The organism is Stutzerimonas balearica DSM 6083, from assembly GCF_000818015.1.
Taxonomy (GTDB): domain Bacteria; phylum Pseudomonadota; class Gammaproteobacteria; order Pseudomonadales; family Pseudomonadaceae; genus Stutzerimonas; species Stutzerimonas balearica.
Map to the genome: position 1 here is coordinate 3,779,595 of NZ_CP007511.1, position 24,611 is coordinate 3,804,205.

21 protein-coding genes and 1 CRISPR repeat array are annotated in these 24,611 nt (G+C 66.4%); of the genes, 13 read left to right on the forward strand and 8 right to left on the reverse strand.

The features are described from left to right. Positions 1-172: 172 nt before the first annotated feature. The 5 genes from CL52_RS17635 to ureC all read left to right on the forward strand — a co-directional run bounded on the left by CL52_RS17635 (position 173) and on the right by ureC (position 4,148). The gene (locus CL52_RS17635; RefSeq protein WP_043222100.1) at positions 173-1,006 is read left to right on the forward strand and encodes an urease accessory protein UreD; all 834 of its coding nucleotides are present in this window, start codon (positions 173-175) and stop codon (positions 1,004-1,006) included. Positions 1,007-1,175: 169 nt separating this feature from the next. After that, positions 1,176-1,478, forward strand: coding sequence for an urease subunit gamma (gene ureA, locus CL52_RS17640; RefSeq protein WP_043222101.1), 303 nt, complete (start codon positions 1,176-1,178; stop codon positions 1,476-1,478). 11 nt (positions 1,479-1,489) lie between these two features. Next, positions 1,490-2,044 (forward strand): GNAT family N-acetyltransferase, encoded by a 555-nt coding sequence (locus CL52_RS17645; protein ID WP_082042001.1) that lies wholly within the window; start codon positions 1,490-1,492, stop codon positions 2,042-2,044. Then, positions 2,041-2,346, forward strand: a complete 306-nt coding sequence (locus CL52_RS17650) for an urease subunit beta (protein ID WP_043222103.1) — start codon at positions 2,041-2,043, stop codon at positions 2,344-2,346. The genes CL52_RS17645 and CL52_RS17650 overlap by 4 nt, the downstream gene beginning before the upstream one ends. Before the next feature lie 101 nt (positions 2,347-2,447). After that, positions 2,448-4,148 (forward strand): urease subunit alpha, encoded by a 1,701-nt coding sequence (gene ureC, locus CL52_RS17655; RefSeq protein WP_043222104.1) that lies wholly within the window; start codon positions 2,448-2,450, stop codon positions 4,146-4,148. A gap of 246 nt (positions 4,149-4,394) precedes the next feature. Here the strand turns inward: ureC and CL52_RS17660 are convergent, their stop codons facing one another. Next, positions 4,395-4,661, reverse strand: coding sequence for a DksA/TraR family C4-type zinc finger protein (locus CL52_RS17660; RefSeq protein WP_041108026.1), 267 nt, complete (start codon positions 4,659-4,661; stop codon positions 4,395-4,397). Positions 4,662-4,850: 189 nt separating this feature from the next. Between CL52_RS17660 and CL52_RS17665 the strand changes: the two genes are divergently transcribed. Next, positions 4,851-5,573, forward strand: a complete 723-nt coding sequence (locus CL52_RS17665; RefSeq protein WP_041108028.1) for a TorF family putative porin — start codon at positions 4,851-4,853, stop codon at positions 5,571-5,573. 8 nt (positions 5,574-5,581) lie between these two features. Here the strand turns inward: CL52_RS17665 and CL52_RS17670 are convergent, their stop codons facing one another. Both CL52_RS17670 and CL52_RS17675 read right to left on the reverse strand, forming a co-directional pair. After that, a complete protein-coding gene (locus CL52_RS17670) occupies positions 5,582-6,445 on the reverse strand; it encodes an isocitrate lyase/PEP mutase family protein (protein ID WP_043222106.1) in 864 nt (287 codons plus the stop codon). 165 nt (positions 6,446-6,610) lie between these two features. Next, a complete protein-coding gene (locus CL52_RS17675; RefSeq protein WP_043222108.1) occupies positions 6,611-7,495 on the reverse strand; it encodes a DMT family transporter in 885 nt (294 codons plus the stop codon). Between the two features lie 207 nt (positions 7,496-7,702). Between CL52_RS17675 and CL52_RS17680 the strand changes: the two genes are divergently transcribed. The 7 genes from CL52_RS17680 (at position 7,703) to CL52_RS17710 (ending at position 14,658) form a co-directional block, all read left to right on the forward strand. Then, positions 7,703-8,188: a GNAT family N-acetyltransferase gene (locus tag CL52_RS17680; protein ID WP_041108034.1), complete on the forward strand. Its 486-nt coding sequence runs from the start codon at positions 7,703-7,705 to the stop codon at positions 8,186-8,188. A gap of 171 nt (positions 8,189-8,359) precedes the next feature. Further along, a complete protein-coding gene (ureE, locus tag CL52_RS17685; protein ID WP_041108036.1) occupies positions 8,360-8,860 on the forward strand; it encodes an urease accessory protein UreE in 501 nt (166 codons plus the stop codon). Next, positions 8,857-9,537: an urease accessory protein UreF gene (locus tag CL52_RS17690; protein ID WP_043222111.1), complete on the forward strand. Its 681-nt coding sequence runs from the start codon at positions 8,857-8,859 to the stop codon at positions 9,535-9,537. Before ureE ends, CL52_RS17690 begins: the two co-directional genes overlap by 4 nt. Positions 9,538-10,704: 1,167 nt before the next feature. Next, entirely contained in the window at positions 10,705-11,319 is a 615-nt protein-coding gene (ureG, locus tag CL52_RS17695; protein ID WP_043222113.1) for an urease accessory protein UreG, read from the forward strand. Positions 11,320-11,526: 207 nt separating this feature from the next. Further along, positions 11,527-12,102, forward strand: a complete 576-nt coding sequence (locus tag CL52_RS17700) for a HupE/UreJ family protein (protein ID WP_043222115.1) — start codon at positions 11,527-11,529, stop codon at positions 12,100-12,102. A 118-nt stretch (positions 12,103-12,220) separates the two neighbouring features. Further along, positions 12,221-12,592: a hypothetical protein gene (locus CL52_RS21180; protein WP_043222116.1), complete on the forward strand. Its 372-nt coding sequence runs from the start codon at positions 12,221-12,223 to the stop codon at positions 12,590-12,592. Continuing rightward, entirely contained in the window at positions 12,589-14,658 is a 2,070-nt protein-coding gene (locus tag CL52_RS17710) for a pyrroloquinoline quinone-dependent dehydrogenase (protein ID WP_043222118.1), read from the forward strand. The genes CL52_RS21180 and CL52_RS17710 overlap by 4 nt, the downstream gene beginning before the upstream one ends. Before the next feature lie 32 nt (positions 14,659-14,690). On the opposite strand, the gene amn is transcribed toward CL52_RS17710, so the two are convergent. From amn to CL52_RS17735, 5 genes are all read right to left on the reverse strand, one after another. Next, complete coding sequence (gene amn / locus CL52_RS17715; RefSeq protein ID WP_043222119.1) at positions 14,691-16,166, reverse strand: AMP nucleosidase; 1,476 nt, start codon at positions 16,164-16,166, stop codon at positions 14,691-14,693. Positions 16,167-16,353: 187 nt separating this feature from the next. Then, a complete protein-coding gene (gene scpC / locus CL52_RS17720; protein WP_041108048.1) occupies positions 16,354-17,865 on the reverse strand; it encodes a succinyl-CoA:acetate CoA-transferase ScpC in 1,512 nt (503 codons plus the stop codon). A gap of 444 nt (positions 17,866-18,309) precedes the next feature. Next, positions 18,310-22,489: direct repeats of the CRISPR family, unit length 29 nt; unit sequence CGGTTCATCCCCGCGCCTGCGGGGAACGC. 65 nt (positions 22,490-22,554) lie between these two features. After that, positions 22,555-22,854: a type I-E CRISPR-associated endoribonuclease Cas2e gene (cas2e, locus tag CL52_RS17725; RefSeq protein ID WP_043222121.1), complete on the reverse strand. Its 300-nt coding sequence runs from the start codon at positions 22,852-22,854 to the stop codon at positions 22,555-22,557. Beyond that, positions 22,854-23,780: a type I-E CRISPR-associated endonuclease Cas1e gene (gene cas1e, locus CL52_RS17730; protein ID WP_200889407.1), complete on the reverse strand. Its 927-nt coding sequence runs from the start codon at positions 23,778-23,780 to the stop codon at positions 22,854-22,856. Before cas1e ends, cas2e begins: the two co-directional genes overlap by 1 nt. A 1-nt stretch (position 23,781) precedes the next feature. Then, positions 23,782-24,594, reverse strand: a complete 813-nt coding sequence (locus CL52_RS17735; protein WP_043222122.1) for a KilA-N domain-containing protein — start codon at positions 24,592-24,594, stop codon at positions 23,782-23,784. Positions 24,595-24,611: the final 17 nt, after the last annotated feature.

Genomic DNA, 24,611 nt, shown 5'->3' on the forward strand with positions numbered 1-24,611 from the left:
ACGCCTCATTTCGGGGCACCGCTTGGCGTGCGCAGATATCCCGCACCAGCACGGTGCAAGACCTACCCCGCCGCACCTCAACCAGCCAGCGTTCGGGCCCGCCGCGTGGGCCAGCGCCGGCGAAGGCACGACTATTGCTGTCTGCCCAGTCAACAACCACTGGCAGCCAGGCATGACCGTTCTGACTCACCCCTTCACCCCGCACTGGCAGGCCGAACTCGAGCTCGGCTATACCCGCATCGGCGACGCGACGCGCCCGGTGCTGCGCCGCCATAGCGGACCGTTACGGGTGCAGAAGCATCTGTATCCCGAAGGGCCGGAAGTCTGCCAGCACATCATCGTCCACCCCCCGGGCGGCATCGCCGGCGGGGATCGGCTAGACATCAGCGTCACGCTCGGCCCCGGCGCCTGGGCGCAGCTGACCAGCCCCGGTGCAGCCAAGTGGTATCGCGCCGCCAGCCCGGCCTTTCAGGACCTGCGCCTGCGCGTCGAAACCGGTGCCACGCTGGAATGGCTGCCGCAGGAGACCATCGTCTATTCCGCGGCTCAGGCCGGGCTGAACACTCGCATCGAGCTGCACGGCGACGCCCGGCTGTTCTACTGGGACATCGTCGCCCTTGGCCGGCCGGCAGCAGGCGAGCGCTTCGACGCCGGGCAATTCCAGGCGCGCCTGGATATCCGTCGCGACGACCGGCTGATCTGGCACGAGCGCCAGCGCATCGCCGGCGCCGATGCGTTGCTCGACTCACCGATCGGCCTCGACGGGCGTTCGGTGTTCGCGACCCTCATCGCCAGCGGCGAGCTCGACGCGGACCTGCTGGAACGCTGCCGTGAATTGCCCAGCCGCGTGCGCGGTGACCTGACGCAACTGCCGGGGCTCATCGTGGCGCGCTGTCTGGCCGACGAGGCGCTGCACGCCCGCGCCTGGCTGATCGACCTGTGGCGGCTGTTGCGCCCCGAACTGCTGGGCCGCGAAGCGGTACCGCCGCGAATCTGGAGTACCTGAATAATCGGTGGGCACGGCTGCGCCGCTGCCCTCCCTACGCCGGCGCCCCGGCGTGCGCGCACTATCTGGTAATCGTAGGGTGGAAAACCGCGCAGCGTTTTCCACCGATACGGACCGAACAACAACACGACGGGCGCGGCATCGCTCCCGTCAGCGACTGGAAGCCACGATGGACCTCACACCCAGAGAAAAAGACAAGCTGCTGATCTTCACCGCCGGCCTGGTGGCCGAGCGCCGGCTGGCCCGCGGTGTGAAGCTCAACTACCCGGAGGCCATGGCCTACATCTCCGCAGCACTGCTCGAAGGCGCGCGCGACGGCCAGACGGTCGCCGAGCTGATGCACTACGGCACCACCCTGCTCACCCGCGAACAGGTCATGGAAGGCGTGCCGGAGATGATTCCGGAGATCCAGGTCGAGGCGACCTTCCCGGACGGCACCAAGCTGGTCACGGTGCATCAACCAATCGCCTGAAATATCGGTCAATGTCTACTGCCCACGACCTTGAACCGTTCTTGAAGGAAACCAACGTGCAGATACGCGACGCCCTGGACACCGACCTCGAAGGCATCCTGCAGATCTACAACGACGCGGTGCAGAACAGCACGGCGATCTGGAACGACCACTGCGTCGACCTCGCCAACCGCCAGGCCTGGCTGGCCGAGCGTCACGCGCAGGGCTACCCCGTGCTGGTCGCCATCGACGAAGGGGGCCGCGTGGCCGGCTATGCCTCCTTCGGCCCCTGGCGCCCCCACGACGGCTTTCGTCATACCGTGGAGAACTCGGTGTACGTGAGCCCCGACCATCGCGGCAGCGGCATCGGCCGCAGCCTGATGAAGGCGCTGATCGAGCGCGCCCGCATGCTCGACAAGCACGTGATGGTCGCCTTCATCGAAAGCGAGAACCGCGCCTCGGTGCATATGCACCAGCAACTGGGCTTCATCCATGTCGGCCAGATGCGCCAGGTCGGCTGCAAGTTCGGCCGCTGGCTGGACCTGACCATGATGCAACTGACCCTGAACAGGACGTCCCAACCATGATTCCCGGCGAATACCAGATCCAGGACGGCGAGATCGAACTCAACGCCGGCCGCCGCACCCTGACCCTCTCGGTTGCGAACAGCGGCGACCGGCCGATTCAGGTCGGCTCGCATTACCACTTTTTCGAAACCAACGACGCCCTCACCTTCGACCGCGCCGCCACGCGCGGCATGCGCCTGAACATCCCGGCCGGCACCGCGGTGCGCTTCGAACCGGGACAGAGCCGAGAGGTCCAGCTGGTCGAGCTGGCCGGCGAGCGCCGGGTGTTCGGCTTTGCCGGGCGGATAATGGGCGCGCTCTAGGGCACAGCGCTTTTCGTAGGGTGGAAAACGCCGAAGGCTTTTCCACCGTGAACAGGATCGGTGGATGGCTTCGGCCATCCACCCTACGCGAGACGATACGGATGAAGATTTCCCGCCAAGCCTATGCCGACATGTTCGGCCCCACCGTCGGCGACAAGGTGCGCCTGGCCGACACCGACCTGTGGATCGAAGTCGAAAAAGACTTCACCACCTATGGCGAAGAGGTGAAGTTCGGCGGCGGCAAGGTGATCCGCGACGGCATGGGCCAGAGCCAGCTGTGCGCCGCCGAAGTGGTCGATACCCTGATCACCAACGCGCTGATCCTCGACCACTGGGGCATCGTCAAGGCCGACGTGGGTCTCAAGGACGGCCGCATCGCCGCCATCGGCAAGGCCGGCAACCCGGACATTCAGCCCGATGTGACCATCGCCATCGGCGCCAGCACCGAAGTCATCGCCGGCGAAGGCATGATCCTCACCGCCGGCGGCATCGACTCGCACATCCACTTCATCTGCCCGCAGCAGATCGAAGAGGCGCTGATGAGCGGCGTCACTACCATGATTGGCGGCGGTACCGGGCCTGCGACCGGCACCAACGCCACCACGGTGACGCCTGGCCCCTGGCACATGGCGATGATGCTCAAGGCCGCAGACGCCTTCCCGATGAACATCGGCTTCACCGGCAAGGGCAATGCCTCGCTGCCCGAGCCGCTGATCGAGCAGGTCAAGGCCGGTGCCATCGGCCTCAAGCTGCACGAGGACTGGGGCACTACGCCGGCGGCCATCGACAACTGCCTGTCGGTCGCCGACCAATACGACGTGCAGGTGGCGATTCATACCGACACGCTGAACGAATCGGGCTTCGTCGAGACGACCCTCGGCGCGTTCAAGGGCCGCACGATCCACACCTACCACACCGAAGGCGCCGGTGGCGGCCACGCGCCCGACATCATCAAGGCCTGCGGCTTCGCCAACGTGCTGCCCAGCTCGACCAACCCGACCCGGCCCTTTACCCGCAACACCATCGACGAGCACCTGGACATGCTCATGGTTTGCCACCACCTCGACCCGAGCATCGCCGAGGACGTGGCCTTCGCCGAGAGCCGCATCCGCCGCGAGACCATCGCCGCCGAGGACATTCTCCACGACCTCGGCGCCTTCTCCATGCTCAGCTCCGACAGCCAGGCCATGGGCCGCGTCGGCGAGGTGATCACCCGCACCTGGCAGACCGCCGACAAGATGAAGAAGCAGCGCGGCGCCCTGCCCGGCGACGGCGCGGGCAACGACAACTTCCGCGCCAAACGCTACATCGCCAAGTACACCATCAACCCGGCGATCACCCACGGCGTCAGCCACGAGGTGGGCTCGATCGAAGTGGGCAAGTGGGCCGACCTGGTGCTCTGGCGTCCGGCGTTCTTCGGCGTCAAGCCGAGCCTGATCCTCAAGGGCGGCGCCATTGCCGCGAGCCTGATGGGCGACGCCAATGCGTCGATCCCGACACCGCAACCGGTGCACTACCGACCGATGTTCGCGAGCTTTGGCGGCTCGCTGCACGCGTCGAGCTTCACCTTCATCAGCCAGGCCGCGTTCGAAGCCGGCGTGCCGGAACAGCTGGGGCTGAAGAAGAAGATCGGCGTGGTGAAGGGCTGTCGTCAGGTGCAGAAAAAGGACCTGATCCACAACGACTACACACCGGACATCCAGGTCGACCCGCAGAACTATCAGGTCCGTGCGGACGGGCAATTGCTCTGGTGCGAGCCGGCCGAGGTGCTGCCGATGGCGCAGCGCTATTTCCTGTTCTGACCCTGGCTGTTCTGAACTGGCGCCGCCGCAACCCCGACTCGGTGGGCTGAAGCCCACCCTACGAAGCTGGAATAACCTGCTCAGCGGCTCCGCCGGACACCGCCCCCGTAGCAGCAGGCTTGCAGGCGAAGCGCTCGAGCCCTGATCGCGAGCAAGCTCGCTCCTACAAACAGCAAACAGCGGCCGCTCCGGGTGATCCAGTAGGCTGGGTTTCAGCCCACCCGGGCAGGGTGTCGCTCGCGCCGTTCAGCGCAGCTGGCTGTCCTTGCTGCCGCGGCGGTTGTAGCCGCTGAACTTGGCTTCCTGCTTGTCCAGCTCGGCCTGGCATTTCACGCACAGCCGCACCCCCGGCACGGCCTGGCGCCTGGCCTCGGGGATCTTCGCGTCGCATTCCTCGCAACGCGTCAGGCTCTCACCTCGCCCGAGCCGGCTGCGCGCACGTTGCACCGCATCCTCGATGGTACTGTCGATCTGGTCCTGCACCGCGCCGTCGCCGGCCCAACCAGTGGCCATGGCTGCCTCCTCCCGCTCGGGTCTCGTCACCTCTTCGATAGAGTCCGCCAGCACGCCCCATTCGTCGAGCGGCCCGCTGGCAATCGACGAACGGAGCCCGCCATGCGGCCTCGCTGGTTATCCTCTGACCGCTCTGCCATGCGGCTTGACGCCGCCTGATCACGCTCTGAAACGACCTTCGCCGGGACCATGACCAGGATTCTTTTGCCGCTCTGCCTCGCCGCCCTGGCCGGTTGCGCCACCGATACGCGGGTGATCGAGCGCGACCTGGGCGAGTTCGATCTCAAGCTTGGCACGGCGCCGACCCGCAGCATGGCCCAGGGCCTGGTCGCACCGACCACCGCCGGTGCCTTTCATGGCGGGCTGGACCTCAGCCATGCCAGCGGCTGGTACGTCGGCCAGTGGTCGCCGAGCGCGGGCATCAGTGCCGACCACCAGCTCGAGCTCAATTCCTATCTGGGCTACGCCACGCAACCGCAGAGCGGCGCACCGGGCTATGAGCTGGGGCTCATCCGCTACAGCTTTCCTGAAGTGCAAAGCTGGGACCGCAACGAGTACTACGCCGGCCTGACCCTGGACGAAAGGCGTATCGGCGCGGCCCTGAGCGACGCCGCCGGGCGCACCGACAGCACGCTGTACCTGGACCTTGGCCGGGTGACGCCCTTTGCCGTGGGCGTGCGCATGAAGTACGCAGCCCACGCGCTGGAGGCTCCGCACCTGCTGCCCGGCGGCGACCAGGTCCGCATGTTCAGCGACTGGTCGCTGAACCTCTCGCGCCCCTGGCTGGGCATCCAGCTGGACCTGTCCTACACCGACTCCAACCTGCGCCCCCACGAGTGCGGTGCCTACTCGGGGATGAATGCCGAATGCGGTGAGGTGATCACCTTCCGCGCCGAGCGCCTGCTGTTCTGAGAGGCCGGCTATTCCTTGACCTGCATGAATTCCTCGGCCCAGACCATGTATTCGTCGGCCGTCGAGTACTTGACCGAGAGTTCCGAGGCGCTGAGGTCGCTGGCGTCGATCTGGCGCTGCTCGCGCAGGCAGTCGTAGGTCGCCTTGATCGCGGCGAAGTAGGCGGCGTGACCGTTGACCACGATGCGTACGCCGAGCGCCGCCAGCCGTGCGCTGTCACGCAGACGCGGATTGCCATAGGTGACCAGCATCAGCGGCACGCTGACCTTTTCGGCGATGCGTTCCAGGTGTTCGAAGTCCTCCACGCCGACCACGCAGATGCCGTCGGCACCGGCGTTTTCATAGGCCTGCGCGCGGGCGATGACCTCTTCCACGCCAATCACCGCGGCATTGGTCCGCGCAATGATGGCCAGCTCCGGATCGACCCGCGCTTCGATCGCCGCGCGGATCTTGCCGACCGCCTCGAACATGCCGATCAGGTCCGTGGACTTGCGGCCGAATTTGGCCGGCAACAGGGTGTCTTCGATGGTCAGCGCGGCGATGCCGGCGCGCTCCAGCTCGATCACCGTGCGCATCACGTTCAGCGCGTTGCCATAACCGTGGTCGGCGTCGGCAATGATCGGCAGACGCGCAACGCGGCCGATGCGCGTGGCCTGCTCGACGAATTCGCTGAGGGTGATGAGCGCGAAGTCCGGCGCGGCGAGCACCTGCAGCGAGGCGACCGAGCCGCCGAGAATGCCGACTTCGAAGCCGAGGTCGGCGGCGATGCGCGCCGACATGGGGTCGAACACCGAAGCCGTCGAATAGCAACGGTCGGAAGCCAGCAGCTGGCGGAAGTCGCGGCGCAGGCTGTGGTGGGAATGTCTTTGCATTGTTCTGGTTACCTGAATTGAACTACCACGCAAGGCGGGCCGCGCCGTTATGCTCGCTCCGGCCGCGGCCGGCGGGTGAATGCCGGAGCCAACCGAATGCGGGGCGCGGGCCCATGTTCTGTCTACTGGGAAGCTGTCCGGACGGTCAAAAGACACAATCCGCGCTCAGCCTCCCGATGCCGTCAACCGCCGGGCCTGCGCCCGCTGTACCCAGGCCATGCACAACCCACTGACGATGATGATCACCATGCCCAGCAGCGCACCCCGGTCCGGCACGTGACCGAAGGCGATCAGGCCGACCAGCCCGGCGAACAGGATCTGCCCATAGGTGAACGGCGCCAGGGTCGCGGCGCTGGCGAAGCGGAAGGCATTGGTCAGCAGCAGATGGCCGAGCATCGCCATCGCCCCGAGCAGGCCCATTGCCAGCGCGTCCTGCGGCGTCGGCGTACGCCAGTTGAAGATCACCAGCACGCTCAGCACCAGGGTGCCCACCAGGCTGGTGAGCAGGTTGCTCGTCACCGCATGATCGGTTTCGGCCAGGCGGCGCGTCACCAGTTGGTAGCAGGTGAAACACAGCGCCGCGGCGAACGGCAGCAGCACCGCAGGCGTGAACAGCGCACCGCCGGGGCGCACCACGATCAGTACGCCGACGAACCCCACCGCGACGGCCAGCCACTGCGCGGCGCTGACCTTCTCGCCCAGCCAGGCCGAGGCGATGGTGACCAGCAGCGGTGTCAGGAAGATGACCGCCGTGGCCTCGGCCAGCGGGATGTAACGCAGGCCACTGATGAAGGTCAGGCTGACACCCACCAGGCTCAGCCCACGCAGCAGCTGCGGCCAGGGCCGCCGGGTCTGCAGCAGGCGCCGCCCCATGCGCGGCGTGAACAGCACGAACATCAGCAGCGTCTGCGACAGATAGCGGGCCCAGACCACGAGAAACACCGGATAGAACTGGGTGAGGTGCTTGGAGAGTCCGTCGTGGCTGGCCAGCACCAGCCCGGACAGCAGAATCAGCAGCACGCCGTAAAGCGGATGGCGGTTTTCAATCAAGGCACTGGACCGTCGATGTCGATAGGCGACTAACGATTATGCCCTCATCAGGCTGTCACGTCAGGCGGCGATCATTCCGTTTGGCGGATCGGTGGCCCGGCCCGCCGACACCCGCGCGGCGGAATCGGCTATCATCGCCGCCCTTTGCCGGGCCGCGCGGCCATCCAGCGGTGTTCGAGTAGCAAAGCGATGTACGAGTTGAGACCCATGCAGGAGGGCGACATTCCTGCCGTGCTGCGCATTCAGGCCCAGGTCTATGCAGCCGAAGTTCTGGAAGACGAAGCGGTGATTCGCAGCCGTCTGCAAGCCTTTCCCCAGCTGGCCTGGGTTGCCGAAGACGCCGACGGCGTGTGTGCCTACCTGTTCGCCTACCACTCGCGGGTCGGCAAGGTGACCCCGCTGGACGGCGAGTTCGAGCAATACGACGAACCGAACTGCCTTTATCTGCACGACCTCGCGGTAGCGCCACGCGCCGGCGGCCGCGGCGTCGGCCCGGCGCTGGTACGGCGCAATCTCGAGCAGGCCCGGAGCAGCCGGTTGCGCTATTCGGCGCTGGTCTCGGTGCAGGATTCCGAGGCCTTCTGGTCGCGCCAGGGCTACGAGCCCCACGAGGCGCTCGATTCGCGGCAGCAGGCGCATCTGGCCAGCTACCGCATCCCGGCGGTGTACATGGTGCGCAGCCTGCACCAGTAAGGGGCGCTTGGCAGCCGGCCTGCCGAAGGCCGCACCAAAACGACACAGCCCCGGCCTCCGCGGCAGGACAGCCGTGCCCCGTCGAGGGCCATGGGCGCCCGATTGGCGGGCGCTGCGGCGGCTTGGCAAGCCGCTTGCTGTATCACCGGCATCTCAACGACGGATGCCCCCATGCTGGTGATACACAGCCGCACCCCTGCCTGCGACAGCTGGCAGGCCGAACTCGAACTGACCTACGACGCACGCAGCAAGAGCCGCCTGCGCTGCTTCAGCAGCAGCGGTGAAGAAGTCGGTCTGTTCCTCGAGCGCGGCCAGGCGCCGCTCGCCGACGGTGAGTGCCTGCTGGCCAAGGACGGGCGCATCGTCCGGGTGCGGGCACGCGCCGAGCAGCTGCTGCATGTGACCTGCCGCAGCGCCTTCGAGCTTACCCGCGCCGCCTACCACCTCGGCAACCGCCATGTCGCCCTGCAGATCGGCGACGGCTGGCTGCGCCTGCTCGACGATTACGTACTCAAGGACATGCTGCTGCAGTTGGGGGCGACCGTCGAATCGATCGAGGCACCCTTCCAGCCCGAGCACGGCGCCTACGGTGGCGGCCATCACCATTCACATGCCGGCGAGGCGGAATTCAGCTACGCGCCACGGCTGCACCAGTTCGGAGCGCACAGGTGAACAGCCCGGCGGCCTGGGGCCTGTTGCGCTTGGCCAGCCCGCAGCTGCCGATCGGCGGCTACAGCTATTCGCAGGGGCTGGAAATGGCGGTCGAACAAGGCCTGGTCGCCACGCCGGAGCAGGCCGCCACCTGGCTCGAGGATCAACTGCTGCTGAACCTGGCGCGCTTCGAGGCGCCTCTGCTGCTCGCGCATTGCGAAGCCGCAGCACGCGAGGACTGGTCGGCCCTCGCCGAGCTCGCCGAACGCCATCGCGCCAGCCGAGAAACCCGGGAGCTGCAGCTGGAAAGCCGGCAGATGGGCTATTCACTCGGCCAGTTGCTCGACGGCTTGCCGGAGCTGGACGGGCCAGCCCGTGCCCTGCTCGCCCGCACTCGCGAGCCCGGCCTGGCGCTGACCTGGGCATTGGCCGCCCGCGCCTGGCGCATCCCGCCGAGCGAGGCGCTGGCCGCCTGGTTGTGGGGCTGGCTGGAGAACCAGCTCGCCGTACTGATGAAGACCCTGCCGCTGGGGCAGCAGGCGGCGCAGCGGTTGACTTCGCGGCTGTTGCCGGTCCTGAGCCAGGCGCAGCGGGAGGCCCGCGAACTGCCGGAGCGGGAATGGGGCAGCGCGCCGTTCGGGCTGGTGCTGACCAGCATGGCGCATGAGCGGCAGTACAGTCGGTTGTTCAGGTCATGAGTGGATCGAGTCCGGCTTTGCCGTGCGCGTCTGCAGGAGCGAGCGCTGCTCACGAGGCCGGGGGTCACTCGTGGCGCACGGTGTTCACCGAACCAACGCGAAGGAATCTAGGCCGCGAAACTGTTGGCTTTCTGCCTGAGTGCCGGCGCGCCGCGCTTTCCTCGGCGCGAGCGACAGGCTGCGCCTCTCAGGGCGCCTTGCTTTGCTTTGCTCGCGCAAAGAAAAGCAAGCAAAAGAAGGTGCGCCCCTGCATCCAGCCCTGCGCTACGCGCAGGGTTCGTTCACTCCCTCGCCGCTTCAGCGGCCGGCTTACAAGAGCCATCCAGGGCCCTTTAAGCGGGGACGCCTCAGTCCTTTCGCCGCATCCATGCGGCTCATCCCCTTACGCAACGATTCCGCTCAGCCTCCTGACGGGGAATCGGGTCCTGCCTGCCAGCCCGCGGATGGATAAGCGAACGCCAGTGCGACGCAATGTAGGGTGGAAAACTGCGCAGCATGTTCCACCGCTGGCTACAAGCAAGTTCTCGCCCGGCCGTGGCGTATTACTTTTCAAACCGGTGGGTAAGCTCCGCGTTACCCACCCTACGGACTTCACGCCCCTCCACGCGGAATCCATTCGGCCTATTTTTGCGTCGCCTGTTAGTCCGCACTCACGCAAACAAGCAAAGCGTTTCGCTTCCCTTGCTTCATATCCTCCAGACGACTCGGTCCCGAATCCCCTTCAGGAGGCCGAGCGTAGGTGCTGCGCAGGGGGACGCGAGGCAGGACGCCGAGCGAGGAGTGAAGGGACAGGGACGCCCTTCGCGACGGCCCCCGGAGTAACGCCGGAGGGAGCGGAGTTTTGCGCAGCAAAACCCGGATGCAGGGGTGGCCTTCTTTTTGGTTACTTTTTCTTGGCCACACAAGAAAAAGTGACGCGCCGTGCGAGGCGCAACCTGCAGTCCCAGCCGAGGAAAGCGCAGCGCCTGACAACGCTGCGTACGCCACCATCCACCATCCAAGCCCGAACTTTATCCAAGGCGCTCTGCGCCTTGCGCGGTGCTACGCAGAGCGCGGCTACGATCCCCCCTCACCCAACGAATCCCAACCCCCTGCCCCAATCGGCAGCGGCCCACCCTTCGCATCAACCCCGAGGCAGCTCACACCGCCATCCAGAGGAGACCACCCATGAACACCCAACCCCTGCGCGTCGGTATCGGCGGCCCGGTCGGTTCCGGCAAGACCGCGCTGACCCTCGCCCTGTGCCAGGCCCTGCGCGATCGCTACAACATCGCCGTGGTCACCAACGATATCTACACCCAGGAAGACGCCCAGTTCCTCGTGCGCAATGAGGCGCTGGCGCCCGAGCGGATCATCGGTGTCGAGACCGGCGGCTGCCCGCACACGGCGATCCGCGAGGATGCTTCGATCAACCTTGAGGCGGTCGAGCAGCTCAATCGGCGCTTCCCGGGGCTGGACCTGATCATCGTCGAATCCGGCGGCGACAACCTCTCGGCCACCTTCAGCCCGGAGCTGTCGGACCTGACGCTCTATGTCATCGATGTCTCGGCTGGCGACAAGCTGCCGCGCAAGGGCGGGCCGGGCATCTGCAAGTCCGACCTGCTGGTGATCAACAAGGTCGATCTGGCGCCCATGGTCGGCGCCTCGCTGGAGGTCATGGACCGCGACGCCCGCAAGATGCGCGGCGACAAGCCGTTCGTGTTCAGCAACCAGAAGGTCGGCCAGGGGCTGGACGAGATCATCGCCTTCATCGAGACGCAGGGGATGCTCAGCGCCGCCTGACCCCATCGCATCGGGAGGCGCCATGCCCGAACCGAGTCGGCCAGGCGACGCGAGCAGACTCGCGCGGCTATAGGCACCGCGCCACCGTGGGGGCGAGCTTGCTCGCCAATAGCAAGGTTAAAGCCCTGCGCCAGCAAGCTGGCGCCTACAGAGATGAATCGCGAAGCCTCGCCACAATTCGCACGCACACAACGGACGGAACACCAAATGAACATGAACAGAAAAATCCTTATTGCCACCACCCTGCTGCTCAGCCCGGCGCTGGCCTTCGCCCACCCCGGGCATGACCACGCCGGCGTCATGTCGGGCCTCGCGCATCCACTCTTCGGCCTCGACCACCTCCTGGCGATGCTCGCTGTCGGGCTCTGGGCCGCGCAGCAGCAGGGCGCCGCGCGTTGGGCGCTGCCGCTGACCTTCGTCGCCACCATGCTGTTTGGCGGGCTGCTCGGCTTTGCCGGCATCGAGATGCCGCTGATGGAAACCGGCATCGCCGGCTCGGTGCTGGCGCTGGGCTTGCTGGTCGCGCTGGCGGTACGCCCGCCGGTGGCCATCGCGGCGGGGCTGACCGCGCTGTTCGCCGCCAGCCATGGCGTCGCCCACGGCCTCGAGCTGCCGGCGCTGTCGAGCCCCTGGGGTTATGCCGCCGGCTTCGTTGCCGCCACCGCCGCCCTGCATGCCGCCGGCTATGCCGTGGCACGCAGCCTGCCACAGGCCGCCGCGCCACTGGTACGCATCGCCGGCGTCGCCTCTGCCCTGACGGGCGCCTGGCTGCTCGCGGCCTGATCGGACACAAATCGAAACATTCACGGAACTCGAGCCTCCCTCCCGGACCCCAAACCTGAGTCACCCCGTCGGCGCCGCCGACGGCGGCTCATCCACCGGTTACAGGAGGAGGTGCCACGTGCCTGCATCGCCCCACGCCCAGGGCTTCACCTACTGGGCACTGAAAATCTTTGCGCTCATCGTCGCCCTGTTCGGCCTCGCGCTCGCCGCGGGCGGGCTCTGGCTGATCACCCTGGGCGGCTCCTGGTACTACCTGCTCGCCGGCGCCGGCATGCTGGCCTCCGGCGTGCTGCTGTTCCTGCAGCGCCTAAGCGGCGTCTGGCTGTATTGGCTGGTGTTCATCGGCACGCTGGTCTGGGCGCTCTGGGAGGTCGGGCTCGATCCCTGGGCCTTGCTGCCGCGCGTGCTGGCGCTCGCCGTGATCGCCCTGCTCAGCCTGGCCTTCGTCCCCTGGCTCCGCCGCCACAACGCGCGGGAGGTGCACGCATGAAGCGCATCGCCACCTGCCTGAGCCTGTTGACATTCGCCTGGCTGCCTCTCGGGCATGCCCAGCAACCCGCTGCCGATCCGGGCCTGGAGCCGAGCACGACCCTCGCACCGGCTACGACCGGCAAACCGCCAGCAGGCGACTGGACCGCCTACGGCCGCGACAAGGCCGCCACGCGCTATTCGCCACTTGACCTGATCAACCGCGACAACGTCGCCGAACTCAAGCCGGTGTGGGGCTATCGCACCGGCAACCTGCCCGAGCAGGCGGTGCTCGACAAGAAGTGGGCGCCCGAGACCACACCGCTGAAGGTGGGCGACAACCTCTACCTGTGCGACGCGCTGAACGTGCTGGTCTCGCTCGATGCCGGCACCGGACGGGAGCGCTGGCGCTACGACCCCAAGGTATCGACCGACCACATCCCCTACTCGGCGACCTGTCGCGGCGTGAGCTACTACGAAGTCCCGGACGCACCCTCGGACGCGGCCTGCAAGCGCCGCATCATCGAGGGCACGCTCGATGCCGAGCTGGTCGCGGTCGATGCCGACACCGGCCAGCCCTGTGCCGACTTCGGCGATGGCGGCCACGTTGACCTGATGGAGGGCATGGGCGACTCGGTGCCTGGCTACGTCGCCGTGACCTCGCCGCCCACCATCGTGCGCGGCGTGGCCGTGGTCGGGCACCAGGTGCTCGACGGGCAGAAAGAGGATGCCCCGTCCGGGGTGATCCGCGGTTATGACGCGGTGACCGGCGAGCTGGCCTGGGCCTGGGACATGGGCCGCCCCGGCAAGACCGGCCTGCCGGAAGGCGACGAGGTGTATACCCGCGGCACGCCGAACGCCTGGACCAGCTTTACCGGCGACGACGCGCTCGGCCTGGTCTACGTGCCGATGGGCAACTCCGCGGTGGATTACTGGAGCGGCAACCGCCGCGAGTTCGAAAAGCCGTACTCCACCGCGCTGGTCGCGCTCGACGTCACTAGCGGTGAGGTGCGCTGGGTGTTCCAGACCGTGCACAACGACGTCTGGGACTATGACCTCGGCTCGCAGGGCACACTGGTCGACTTCCCGGCGCAGGACGGCCGCACCTCACCGGCGTTGATCCTGCCGACCAAGCAGGGCGACATCTTCGTCCTCGACCGCCGCACCGGCGAACCGTTGACCGCGGTGCAAGAGCGCCCGGTGCCGGCCAGCAGCCTGCCTGACGAGAAGCTGTCGCAGACCCAGCCAGTCTCCACCGGGATGCCGAGCATGCCGCGAGCGGAGCTGACCGAGGCCGATGCCTGGGGCGTCACGCCGCTGGACCAGCTGTGGTGCCGCATCCAGTTCAAGCGCGCCAACTACCAGGGCATGTACACACCACCGAGCGCCGACCAGGCCTTCATCCAGTGGCCGAGCTACAACGGCGGCAACGACTGGGGCGGCGCGGCGGTCGACACCGCGCGCAACATCCTGGTGCTGAACTACAACCACATCGCCATGCATGACCAGCTCATCCCGCGCGAGGAGGCTGACAAGCGCGGCATGGTGCCGCTCGGCGTACCCGGCGGCACCACCTCCTCGGGCGGTTCGGTGCCCCAGTCGGGCTCGCCCTATGCGGTGTCGATCCAGGCCTGGCGCAACAGCTTCACCGGCGTCCCCTGCACGGAGCCGCCGTTCGGCGGGATCATGGCCATCGACCTGCAGACGCGCAAAGTGCTGTGGAACGAGCCGCTCGGCACCGCACGGCGCAACGGGCCGTTCGGCATCGCCTCGCATCTGCCGGTGACCATCGGCACACCCAACAACGGCGGCCCGGTGGTGACGGCGGGTGGGCTGATCTTCATCGCGGCGGCGACCGACAACCTGATCCGTGCCATCGACATCGACACCGGCGAAGTGGTCTGGGAAGACGCGTTGCCCGCCGGTGGCCAGGCCACGCCGATGACCTACGAGGTCGACGGACGCCAGTTCCTGGTCATCGTCGCCGGCGGCCACCACTTCATGGAAACGCCGCCAGGCGACTATGTGATCGCCTACAGCCTGCCGGCCAAAGGCGACCCGAAACTGCCCGACTTCCTCAAGGAATGACGGGCCTTCCGGTCGCCAGCACGGCGAGCCGCCTAGCGGAACGGCGGCTCGTCGAAGCTGCGCAGCTTGCGCGAATGCAGCGAGTTGAGCTGGCAGCGCAACAGCTCCAGCGCGCAGATGCCGATCTTCAGGTGCTGGGTCACCGCGCGCTCGTAGAACGCGTTGGCCGAGCCCGGCAGCTTGATCTCGCTGTGCAGCGGTTTGTCCGACACGCACAGCAAGGTGCCGTACGGCACCCGCAGGCGGTAGCCCTGAGCGGCAATGGTGCCGCTTTCCATGTCCACCGCCACGGCCCGCGACAGGTTGATGAACGGCCGTTCCTGCGCCCAGCGCAGCTCCCAGTTGCGGTCGTCGTAGGTCAGCACCGTGCCGGTGCGCAGACGCTTCTTCAGCGCATCACCCTGTTCGCCGGTGATCTGCGCGGCGGCGTTCTGCAGCGCCAGCTGCACCTCGGCCAACGCGGGCAGCGGAATGTTCGGAGGCAGCACGCGATCGAGAATCCCGTCGCGGCGCATGTAGGCGTGCGCCAGCACGTAGTCGCCGATCGACTGCGACTGCCGCAGGCCGCCACAGTGGCCGATCATCAGCCAGCAATGCGGGCGCAGCACGGCGAGGTGATCGGTGATGTTCTTCGCGTTGGACGGCCCGACGCCGATGTTGACCAGGGTGATGCCATGGCCGTCCTCGGCGATCAGGTGGTACGCCGGCATCTGGTAGCGATGCCAGAGCACGCCGCCAATGATCGCCTGCGCCTCGCCTTCGTCCATGCCGCGTTCGACCACGACGTTGCCCGGCAGCACCATGCGCACGAAGCGACTGTCCTCACGCAGCACGTCGAGGCCGTGGCGGATGAACTGATCGACGTAGCGGTGGTAGTTGGTCAGCAGGATCCATGGCTGCACATGGCGCCAGCCGCTGCCGGTGTAGTGCACCAGCCGGCGCAGCGAGAAATCCACCCGCGCCGCATCGAACAGCGCCAGCGGGTAGGGATCGGCATTCTCCCAGTCGTACAGGCCGTCGGCGATGTCATCGGTGGCCGCCGACAGGTCGGTGCTGGGAAACACCCGTGCGAGCTCGGCGGCGGTCACGCCGCTGCCGGCCAGCTCGTCGCCCTGCTCGATCACGTAGGGATAGGGGATGTTGCGCTCGCTCATGCCCACTTCGACCTGCACGTTGAAATCGCGCATCAACGGGCGCAGCTGATCGAGCAGGTAATTGCGAAAGGCGGCCGGCTGGGTGACCGTCACAGCGTAGACGCCCGGTGCCTGGACCTTGGCATAGGCACGCGTGGAGGCCGGCACCTCGCCATGGCACTGGTAGGTCAGCCGCAACTCCGGGTAACGGAACAGGCTGCGCTCGGCCGCGTTGGGCTCGGTACGCGCGGAGATATAACGCTTGAGCGCCTGATTCAGCGCCGTCGTCGCCTGGGCATGCAGCTCGGCCAGCTGGTCGACGGCCGCCTCGGCACTCGCGGCAACGGTAAAGGTTCTGGATTCGATAGCAGTCATGACAAGTCCCGGCTAGATACCTGCGCCTATCTTGGCTGCATTTGGTGACGGATGTATACGCGCCAGCCCGGCCAATGCCGGCAATGCCCGGCGCCGTTCGGGCAAAAAAAATCCGACGCCAGCGATTGGCGTCGGATCTTGCAGCACACCGGCTCGGCAGCCTGCTCTCGCAGGCCGCCGTTCACGGTTACTTGTCCATCAGCATGGTGCCGTGCTCGGCAAAATGGCGATGCCAGGAGAAGGCCTTCTCCAGCACGTGCGGGGTGTGCCCACCGCGCTGCTTCGCTTCCTCGAGGTAAGCCAGCGCCTGCGGTTTGTAGTCCGGGTGCATGCAGTTCTCGATGACCCGCGCCGCAGCCTCGACCGGCGCCAGGCCACGCAGGTCCGCATAGCCCTGCTCGGTGATGATGACGTCGACGTCGTGGTTGGTGTGGTCCACGTGGGTGACGAACGGCACGATCGAAGAAACCTTGCCGTCCTTCGCCGTCGAGGTGGTCACGAAGATGCTGATACGCGCGTTGCGGGCGAAGTCACCCGAACCGCCGATACCGTTCATCATGTGCGTACCGTTGACGTGCGTGGAGTTCACGTTGCCGTAGATGTCCGCCTCCAGCGCCGTGTTGAAGGAGATGATGCCCAGGCGACGAATCACTTCCGGGTGGTTGGAAATTTCCTGCGGACGGAACACCACCTTGTCGGCGTACTTGGCCATGTCGGTGGCGAGGGTTTCCACGCGCTTCTTCGACAGCGAGAAGGCCGTCCCCGCGGCGAACTTCACCACACCGGCATCGATCAGGTCGAACACACCGTCCTGCAGCACTTCGGAAGCGACAGTCAGGTCCTTGAACTCGGAGGTCTTCATGCCGGCCAGCACCGCGTTGGCCACCGAGCCGACGCCGGACTGCAGCGGCGCCAGGCTGTTGGTCAGACGGCCGAGCTTCACCTCTTGGCGCAGGAAATCCAGCAGGTTGTCGGCGATCTTCTGGGTCTCGGCGTTCGGTTCGAACAGCGGCGACGGGATATCCGGCTCGCTGGACAGGACGATGCCGCGCACCTTGGCCGGGTCGACCGGAATGCCGATGGAGCCGATACGCTTGCTGACGTTGTAGACCGGGATGTCCTTGCGGCTATCCTCGCCGGCCGGGCCGGGGATGTAGATGTCGTGCATGCCTTCGTACTCGCGCGGAGCGGACGTGTTCAGCTCGATGATCACGTGCTTGGCGTTCTGTACGAAGATCGGCGAGTTGCCCACCGAACCGGTCGGGATGATCTGCCCGTCCTCGGTGATCGCGGCCGCTTCGATCACGGCGTAATCGACCTGCGGCAGCACGCCCTGGCGCAGCAGCTCGGCGGTGTGCGACAGGTGCTGGTCGATGTAGAGAATCTCGCCGGCGTTGATCTTCTTGCGCTGAACCGCGTTGCCCTGATACGGGATGCGCTTGTTGATGATGCCGGCTTCGGCCATGGACTGGTCAGCGGCGGGCCCCATGGAGGCACCGGTGAACAGGTTCACCTTGAACTTTTCATGCTGGCCACGCTCGGACAGCGCCTTGGGAAACACCTTCGGCTCACCGAACAGGGTGAAGCCGCTCATGCCCAGCGTCATGCCGTCCTCGATCCAGGAGGCCGCCTCTTGGGCGGATACCACCTTGTCGATGAACGCAGCATTGCGAATGTACTTGCTCAAATCCGTTGCCATGCAACACCTCTGAAATTGTTCTGAATTCGTCCGTGGTCGGTTCTCGATACCCTTTGCATAACCTGACGGCGTATGGCCGAGTGCCGCGGCAGACCTGCCCGGCTCGCCTTTAAAGGTTCGCTCCGCCCCCTGGCGGAACGCGCCGATCACAACCCCATTCTAGGGACCCGGGCCATTTCGACAGCTATACCAAGGTCGACCGTCCCGCTGAGCCCCGGCGAGCACGCCGTCACCGGCAGCTAAGCACAAGACGCCAGGCAGAAAAATTACCGCGGACAAGAACGCCCACGAGGCAGCGTTTTCCGCCCAGCGCATCGAGTGTAGCCGCGCCAGCACCACCGCGCGGCCGATGCCTCCGGGCGGCCAATGGAAACGCTACACCGAGCCTCGCTCCGCCATGGACACGCCCGCGGCTCGAGGTAGACACGGGGTCGCCAGCCTCTTGAATTCATCCCCGCGCCTGCGGGGAACGCGTGCCCGCCTTGCGGAACGAGCGCCACACCGTCGGTTCATTCCCGCGCCTGCGGGGAACGCGAAACCTGCCCCATCCACCGGCGCAGGCCAGCCGGTTCATCCCCACGCCTGCGGGGAACGCATGGCCTCGGCCTGAGCCGCGTCGGCACGAGCCGGTTCATCCCCGCGCCTGCGGGGAACGCCGCCTCGAGCTGGTCGAGCGCAGGGCTCATGTCCGGTTCATCCCCGCGCCTGCGGGGAACGCTCAGCCGTCAATTCACCCTGTGCCGCCATCTCCGGTTCATCCCCGCGCCTGCGGGGAACGCCCCTACCCGGCTTGGGTTGCCTTCGACGCGGACGGTTCATCCCCGCGCCTGCGGGGAACGCGATTGAGCTGCCACACCGAGAATCGATGATGGCGGTTCATCCCCGCGCCTGCGGGGAACGCGGAGCGACGGAATATGCGGTTATTGTTATTACGCGGTTCATCCCCGCGCCTGCGGGGAACGCTCGAGTGTGCGGACGTAGCCCTTGTCGAGCTGCGGTTCATCCCCGCGCCTGCGGGGAACGCTCGACGATGGCGGCCTGCTTGCCGGCGCTATCCGGTTCATCCCCGCGCCTGCGGGGAACGCACGCGAGTGACCGCACTGGAGCCGGTACCCGCCGGTTCATCCCCGCGCCTGCGGGGAACGCCAGGCGGCAATGATGAACATAAGGGCCGCGCCCGGTTCATCCCCGCGCCTGCGGGGAACGCGTTCGAGAGAAACACCGCATTCATATGGTTGGCGGTTCATCCCCGCGCCTGCGGGGAACGCGCAAAGATTCTGGTTGCGCTTGGCATTGGGATCGGTTCATCCCCGCGCCTGCGGGGAACGCCTCTCCGATGGTCATGGCACGTTCCTGCTGGTCGGTTCATCCCCGCGCCTGCGGGGAACGCAACGAGCGCCACACCGCCTGCGCATCGGCGGCCGGTTCATCCCCGCGCCTGCGGGGAACGCAGCTCGCGCACCGTATCCGCGCCGATCAGCTTCGGTTCATCCCCGCGCCTGCGGGGAACGCTGCTCGGGCGTATCGAACTCAACCCATTTTGACGGTTCATCCCCGCGCCTGCGGGGAACGCACGATATCGCCAGCGGTCAGTTCCTCAGCCGCCGGTTCATCCCCGCGCCTGCGGGGAACGCCCCTTGATGGCAGAAACTGCCGACTTACCGAGCGGTTCATCCCCGCGCCTGCGGGGAACGCGATCCGCGCGCCGTGGCCGTGCCCGTGGGTGACCGGTTCATCCCCGCGCCTGCGGGGAACGCAACTTCTCCAGCGGCCGGATGGGCTGGCTGCACGGTTCATCCCCGCGCCTGCGGGGAACGCATCTTCAAGGATGTGCAGGACAAGGTCGGCGACGGTTCATCCCCGCGCCTGCGGGGAACGCTTCTGGAATTCAGTGGTCGATGACCCGGCAACCGGTTCATCCCCGCGCCTGCGGGGAACGCCTGAGTGGTGGCAGCCGGATTGTCACGTTCCGCGGTTCATCCCCGCGCCTGCGGGGAACGCATGATCTTGCGGTAGCCGTCCAGGGTCGACGCCGGTTCATCCCCGCGCCTGCGGGGAACGCACGAAACCTGACAGGTCAGTCCTGCTGCTCGGCGGTTCATCCCCGCGCCTGCGGGGAACGCGATCAAGTAGTCCAGCAGATCAAACACGGCATCGGTTCATCCCCGCGCCTGCGGGGAACGCTCAACCAGGAGGTGTACGGGCTGCCGGAGTGGCGGTTCATCCCCGCGCCTGCGGGGAACGCTCCTTGCCCTCCTCGTCCGGGCGGCCAAACAGCGGTTCATCCCCGCGCCTGCGGGGAACGCGGTGAATTTCGTGAGCGAACGGCGAACGGTGACGGTTCATCCCCGCGCCTGCGGGGAACGCATAATCAACGCTACATTAAATCGGCCCCGGAGCGGTTCATCCCCGCGCCTGCGGGGAACGCGGATGCCGCCACCGGGACCAGCACTGGGCGAACGGTTCATCCCCGCGCCTGCGGGGAACGCGAGCTGCTCGAGGAGGCCTTCCGCGACAGTTGCGGTTCATCCCCGCGCCTGCGGGGAACGCCAGCAAAGGATAGCGAATGGCTCAAGGATCGGCGGTTCATCCCCGCGCCTGCGGGGAACGCTGCCCGCTCATCAATGATTGGGTCCGGCCTGTTGGTTCATCCCCGCGCCTGCGGGGAACGCGTTTCCAGCCGGCTTCTCGCCACCAGAAGCGACGGTTCATCCCCGCGCCTGCGGGGAACGCGAAGACGACATCGACGGCAGCAAGGTCTGGGACGGTTCATCCCCGCGCCTGCGGGGAACGCGATCAGGCAGCGGATCAGGTCAAGCTCAATGTCGGTTCATCCCCGCGCCTGCGGGGAACGCGCCACGCGCACGGTACAGCACAGCGGCATGGGCGGTTCATCCCCGCGCCTGCGGGGAACGCGGAAACACGAACTCCGAAACCCTAGGCATCGACGGTTCATCCCCGCGCCTGCGGGGAACGCTCGGCGGTCACTGCGGCCTGAGACGCTTCAGCCGGTTCATCCCCGCGCCTGCGGGGAACGCCGCATCGCATCGCGCGAACGGGCAACCAGCGTCGGTTCATCCCCGCGCCTGCGGGGAACGCTTGCACAGCCAAATGCCAAACGGGGCTATGTGCGGTTCATCCCCGCGCCTGCGGGGAACGCGGCTGTATGCGCAGGCGGCTGTAGATCGTTTCCGGTTCATCCCCGCGCCTGCGGGGAACGCATCGCTCGTCAGGAACAGATGGGGACCTACAGCGGTTCATCCCCGCGCCTGCGGGGAACGCGATCAGTGCCGAAGAGTTCGGCGCCAACTGGCCGGTTCATCCCCGCGCCTGCGGGGAACGCGTGGCGCCGGTAGCGATGCCGTCGAGCTTCGTCGGTTCATCCCCGCGCCTGCGGGGAACGCGCCACAACCCCGCTACCCAACCTGACGACCGCCGGTTCATCCCCGCGCCTGCGGGGAACGCGGCACCTGGAACGTGATTGCGCAGGCGATGGGCGGTTCATCCCCGCGCCTGCGGGGAACGCGTCAATGGCAAGATCGCCGAGATTCGCCAGCGCGGTTCATCCCCGCGCCTGCGGGGAACGCTCTGAGCCAGCTCAACCGCCGCCAGCGCGATACGGTTCATCCCCGCGCCTGCGGGGAACGCTGGTATTGGGCAAGCGCGTAGACGCCCAACGGCGGTTCATCCCCGCGCCTGCGGGGAACGCTCGAGAAGTATTGCTCCCGTACTGGTGAGCGCCGGTTCATCCCCGCGCCTGCGGGGAACGCTTGGGGGAATCGCACGTGTGCTGCCAGGTGTACGGTTCATCCCCGCGCCTGCGGGGAACGCAAGCGCCTCGGGAATGCCCGCAATGCTCAGAACGGTTCATCCCCGCGCCTGCGGGGAACGCCAATCATGAGAACAACCCGGCGCGCTTATGCGCGGTTCATCCCCGCGCCTGCGGGGAACGCGCACCAATAAGCGCCGCCAGAATAACAAGCGGCGGTTCATCCCCGCGCCTGCGGGGAACGCAAATTAGAACGCGCAGAAACACAACGTCAAGTCGGTTCATCCCCGCGCCTGCGGGGAACGCAAGTCGGCCGGGGCTAACTCCAGTGGCGTCTGCGGTTCATCCCCGCGCCTGCGGGGAACGCCGCGCCGGACTCCATTCCGCTTTCCACCCATGCGGTTCATCCCCGCGCCTGCGGGGAACGCGCAGTGGCGATTCACCCAATCGCTCAGCATCGCGGTTCATCCCCGCGCCTGCGGGGAACGCCCTACCTTTGCGGCGCCGAGCGCTTGCAGAACCGGTTCATCCCCGCGCCTGCGGGGAACGCTAGCGGGCAGCTGATCTTCGTCATTCCGCACGCGGTTCATCCCCGCGCCTGCGGGGAACGCCAGCCGCAGCCCTGCTCAAACCGGACGGCCGCCGGTTCATCCCCGCGCCTGCGGGGAACGCACGGCCGTCTCTACCGGGTTCTCCATCTTTGGCGGTTCATCCCCGCGCCTGCGGGGAACGCGCCGACTCGAGGCGCTTCTGCTCGCTGGCCAACGGTTCATCCCCGCGCCTGCGGGGAACGCGCGGCGCTCCCAGCGCTCGAGGGCGCCGAGGCCGGTTCATCCCCGCGCCTGCGGGGAACGCACCAAACGTAACCGATTGTCCTACAAGAAGAAAATCGGCCACGAAAAATCTACCGAGTTCTTTTGTTAAAGATCAGGGGGTTGCGGCGGCTGGAAAGCGACCAATCTAAGGCCGTCGTAGTCGATGGGTTCGCGGTGGTTGGGGCCGAGCGTTTGGAAGTCGTAGCCGGATTCACTCTTGCTGGCCCAGGCCATGACGACATTGCCGTCCTCGAATCCGGCTTCGAGGTGCTGCCAGATCATCTCGCGGGTGCGCTTCGAGACATCGCCGATGTAGACACCTGCCCGGACTTCCAACAGCCAGATCGCCAGCCGCCCGCGCAGGCGCGGCGGTACGTTTTCGGTAACGACGACGAGAAAGGTCATTACTTCGCCCTGTGGCCGACGTCGCCGTGGCTGTCCGGATTGGGAATGGCCGGCGGAACGGATTCTGGCGGCGCTTCGGGCGGGTTGATGCCCCCAGCGGCGAGTACTTCCTCGATCAGCGGGATGATGCGGCCGAGCAGTTTGTCCGAGCGGAACAGGTCGCGGCATGCAATCCGCACCTCTCGTTCAGGCTCAGCCGGTGACTTGGCGGCGATGCGAAAAGCCAATGGCACCACGGTTTCAAATTTGAACAGGTCGGCAATGTCGTAGACGAACGACAGCGGCTTGCCGGTATGAATGAAGCCCACCGCTGGCGCATAGCCTGCGGCCAGCACTGCTGCTTCGGTGATGCCATACAAGCAGGCAGTAGCGGCGGATAGGCAACGGTTGGGTATATCAGCGGCGTCCCACTGGTTGCGGTCATAGTTGCGCGCATGCCAGTTCACCTTGTACTGCTGCGCCAGCAGCTTGTAGGTGCCACGCACCCGTGCACCCTCGATGCCGCGCAACTGCTCGACACTACGCCTGGCGGGCGCCGGTTCGCCGAAGCGCACCTCGTACATCTTGCGTACCACCTTGAGCCGCAGGTCGTCATCCAGCGCCAGCTTGGCCTGGTAGAGCAGGCGATCGGCCCGCGCACCACCGGGTTGACCGCTGGAGTACAGTCGCACGCCTGATTCGCCGACCCAGACCAGCAAGGTACCGACGGTCGCCGCCAGGTTCACCGCCGCGTGGGAGATGCGCGTGCCCGGTTCGAGCATGATGCAGGCCACCGAGCCAACCGGTATGTGCTTGCGCACGCCGTTCTTGTCGACTACCACGAAGGCGCCGTCGAGCACGTCGATCTGCCCGTACTGTACGAACACCATGGAGATGCGGTCTTTCATGGGCAGTGGCTTGAGCGGCGGCAACAGGGTCGAAGCCATGTCACTCGACCTCGCCTGCTGACAACCGCGCAACCAGGACACGCATCTGCCGGATGGCGAGTTCGTTCAACCTCTTGAGTCGCTCGGCCTGGCTCAGGCCCTGCTCGATGAAATGCGCATTCATCGACTCCAGGTTCGCCAGGCAGACCAGCTGGTGCACGTTGGCGTGGTCGCGGATGTTGCCCTTGAGCGCCGGGTTGGCGTCCCGCCACTCACGCGCGGTGACGCCGAACAGCGCCACGTTGAGCAGGTCCGCCTCGCTGGCGTAGACCTGGCTGGTCTGCTGTGGCATCAGGGTGTCCGGGATCAGGTTTTCCCGAATGGCATCGGTGTGGATCAGGTAATTGACCTTGGCCAGGTTGCGCCGGATATCCCAGCCCAGCTGCTGGAACTCCTGCTCCTTTAGCCGCTGGAATTCCTTGATGAGATAGAGCTTGAACTCCACCGAGATCCAGCTGGCGAACTCGAAGGCGATGTCCTTCTGGGCGAAGGTACCACCGTAGCGCCCGGCCCGGGAGATCAGGCCGATGGCGCCGGTCTGCTCGATCCATTGCTTGGGCGTGAGGGTGAAACTGTTGAGGCCAGCCTGTTTTTTAAAGTCATCGAATTCGATGACTTTAAAATCCGGATTATTGAGTTGCTCCCAGATACCCAGAAATTCGATGGTATTCCGGTTGCGCAGCCAGTTTCCGATGATCACACCGGTTCTATCCGCATTTTTGAAGCGCGCGATGTCGGTGATGTTGATGTACTCGATGCCGTCCTTGGTGGTGGTACCGATCTGCTGGTCGAGGACCTGGAGTTTGGCTTTCATGAATTCTTCCCTGATAT

Bases quoted from the DNA above. Each gene is read 5' to 3' on its own strand.
- CL52_RS17635 (WP_043222100.1), top strand. From the start codon at position 173: ATGACCGTTCTGACTCACCCCTTCACCCCGCACTGGCAGGCCGAACTC.
- ureA (WP_043222101.1), top strand. From the start codon at position 1,176: ATGGACCTCACACCCAGAGAAAAAGACAAGCTGCTGATCTTCACCGCC.
- CL52_RS17645 (WP_082042001.1), top strand. From the start codon at position 1,490: ATGTCTACTGCCCACGACCTTGAACCGTTCTTGAAGGAAACCAACGTG.
- CL52_RS17650 (WP_043222103.1), top strand. From the start codon at position 2,041: ATGATTCCCGGCGAATACCAGATCCAGGACGGCGAGATCGAACTCAAC.
- ureC (WP_043222104.1), top strand. From the start codon at position 2,448: ATGAAGATTTCCCGCCAAGCCTATGCCGACATGTTCGGCCCCACCGTC.
- CL52_RS17660 (WP_041108026.1), bottom strand. From the start codon at position 4,661: ATGGCCACTGGTTGGGCCGGCGACGGCGCGGTGCAGGACCAGATCGAC.
- CL52_RS17665 (WP_041108028.1), top strand. From the start codon at position 4,851: ATGACCAGGATTCTTTTGCCGCTCTGCCTCGCCGCCCTGGCCGGTTGC.
- CL52_RS17670 (WP_043222106.1), bottom strand. From the start codon at position 6,445: ATGCAAAGACATTCCCACCACAGCCTGCGCCGCGACTTCCGCCAGCTG.
- CL52_RS17680 (WP_041108034.1), top strand. From the start codon at position 7,703: ATGCAGGAGGGCGACATTCCTGCCGTGCTGCGCATTCAGGCCCAGGTC.
- ureE (WP_041108036.1), top strand. From the start codon at position 8,360: ATGCTGGTGATACACAGCCGCACCCCTGCCTGCGACAGCTGGCAGGCC.
- ureG (WP_043222113.1), top strand. From the start codon at position 10,705: ATGAACACCCAACCCCTGCGCGTCGGTATCGGCGGCCCGGTCGGTTCC.
- CL52_RS17700 (WP_043222115.1), top strand. From the start codon at position 11,527: ATGAACATGAACAGAAAAATCCTTATTGCCACCACCCTGCTGCTCAGC.
- CL52_RS17710 (WP_043222118.1), top strand. From the start codon at position 12,589: ATGAAGCGCATCGCCACCTGCCTGAGCCTGTTGACATTCGCCTGGCTG.
- amn (WP_043222119.1), bottom strand. From the start codon at position 16,166: ATGACTGCTATCGAATCCAGAACCTTTACCGTTGCCGCGAGTGCCGAG.
- scpC (WP_041108048.1), bottom strand. From the start codon at position 17,865: ATGGCAACGGATTTGAGCAAGTACATTCGCAATGCTGCGTTCATCGAC.
- cas2e (WP_043222121.1), bottom strand. From the start codon at position 22,854: ATGACCTTTCTCGTCGTCGTTACCGAAAACGTACCGCCGCGCCTGCGC.
- cas1e (WP_200889407.1), bottom strand. From the start codon at position 23,780: ATGGCTTCGACCCTGTTGCCGCCGCTCAAGCCACTGCCCATGAAAGAC.
- CL52_RS17735 (WP_043222122.1), bottom strand. From the start codon at position 24,594: ATGAAAGCCAAACTCCAGGTCCTCGACCAGCAGATCGGTACCACCACC.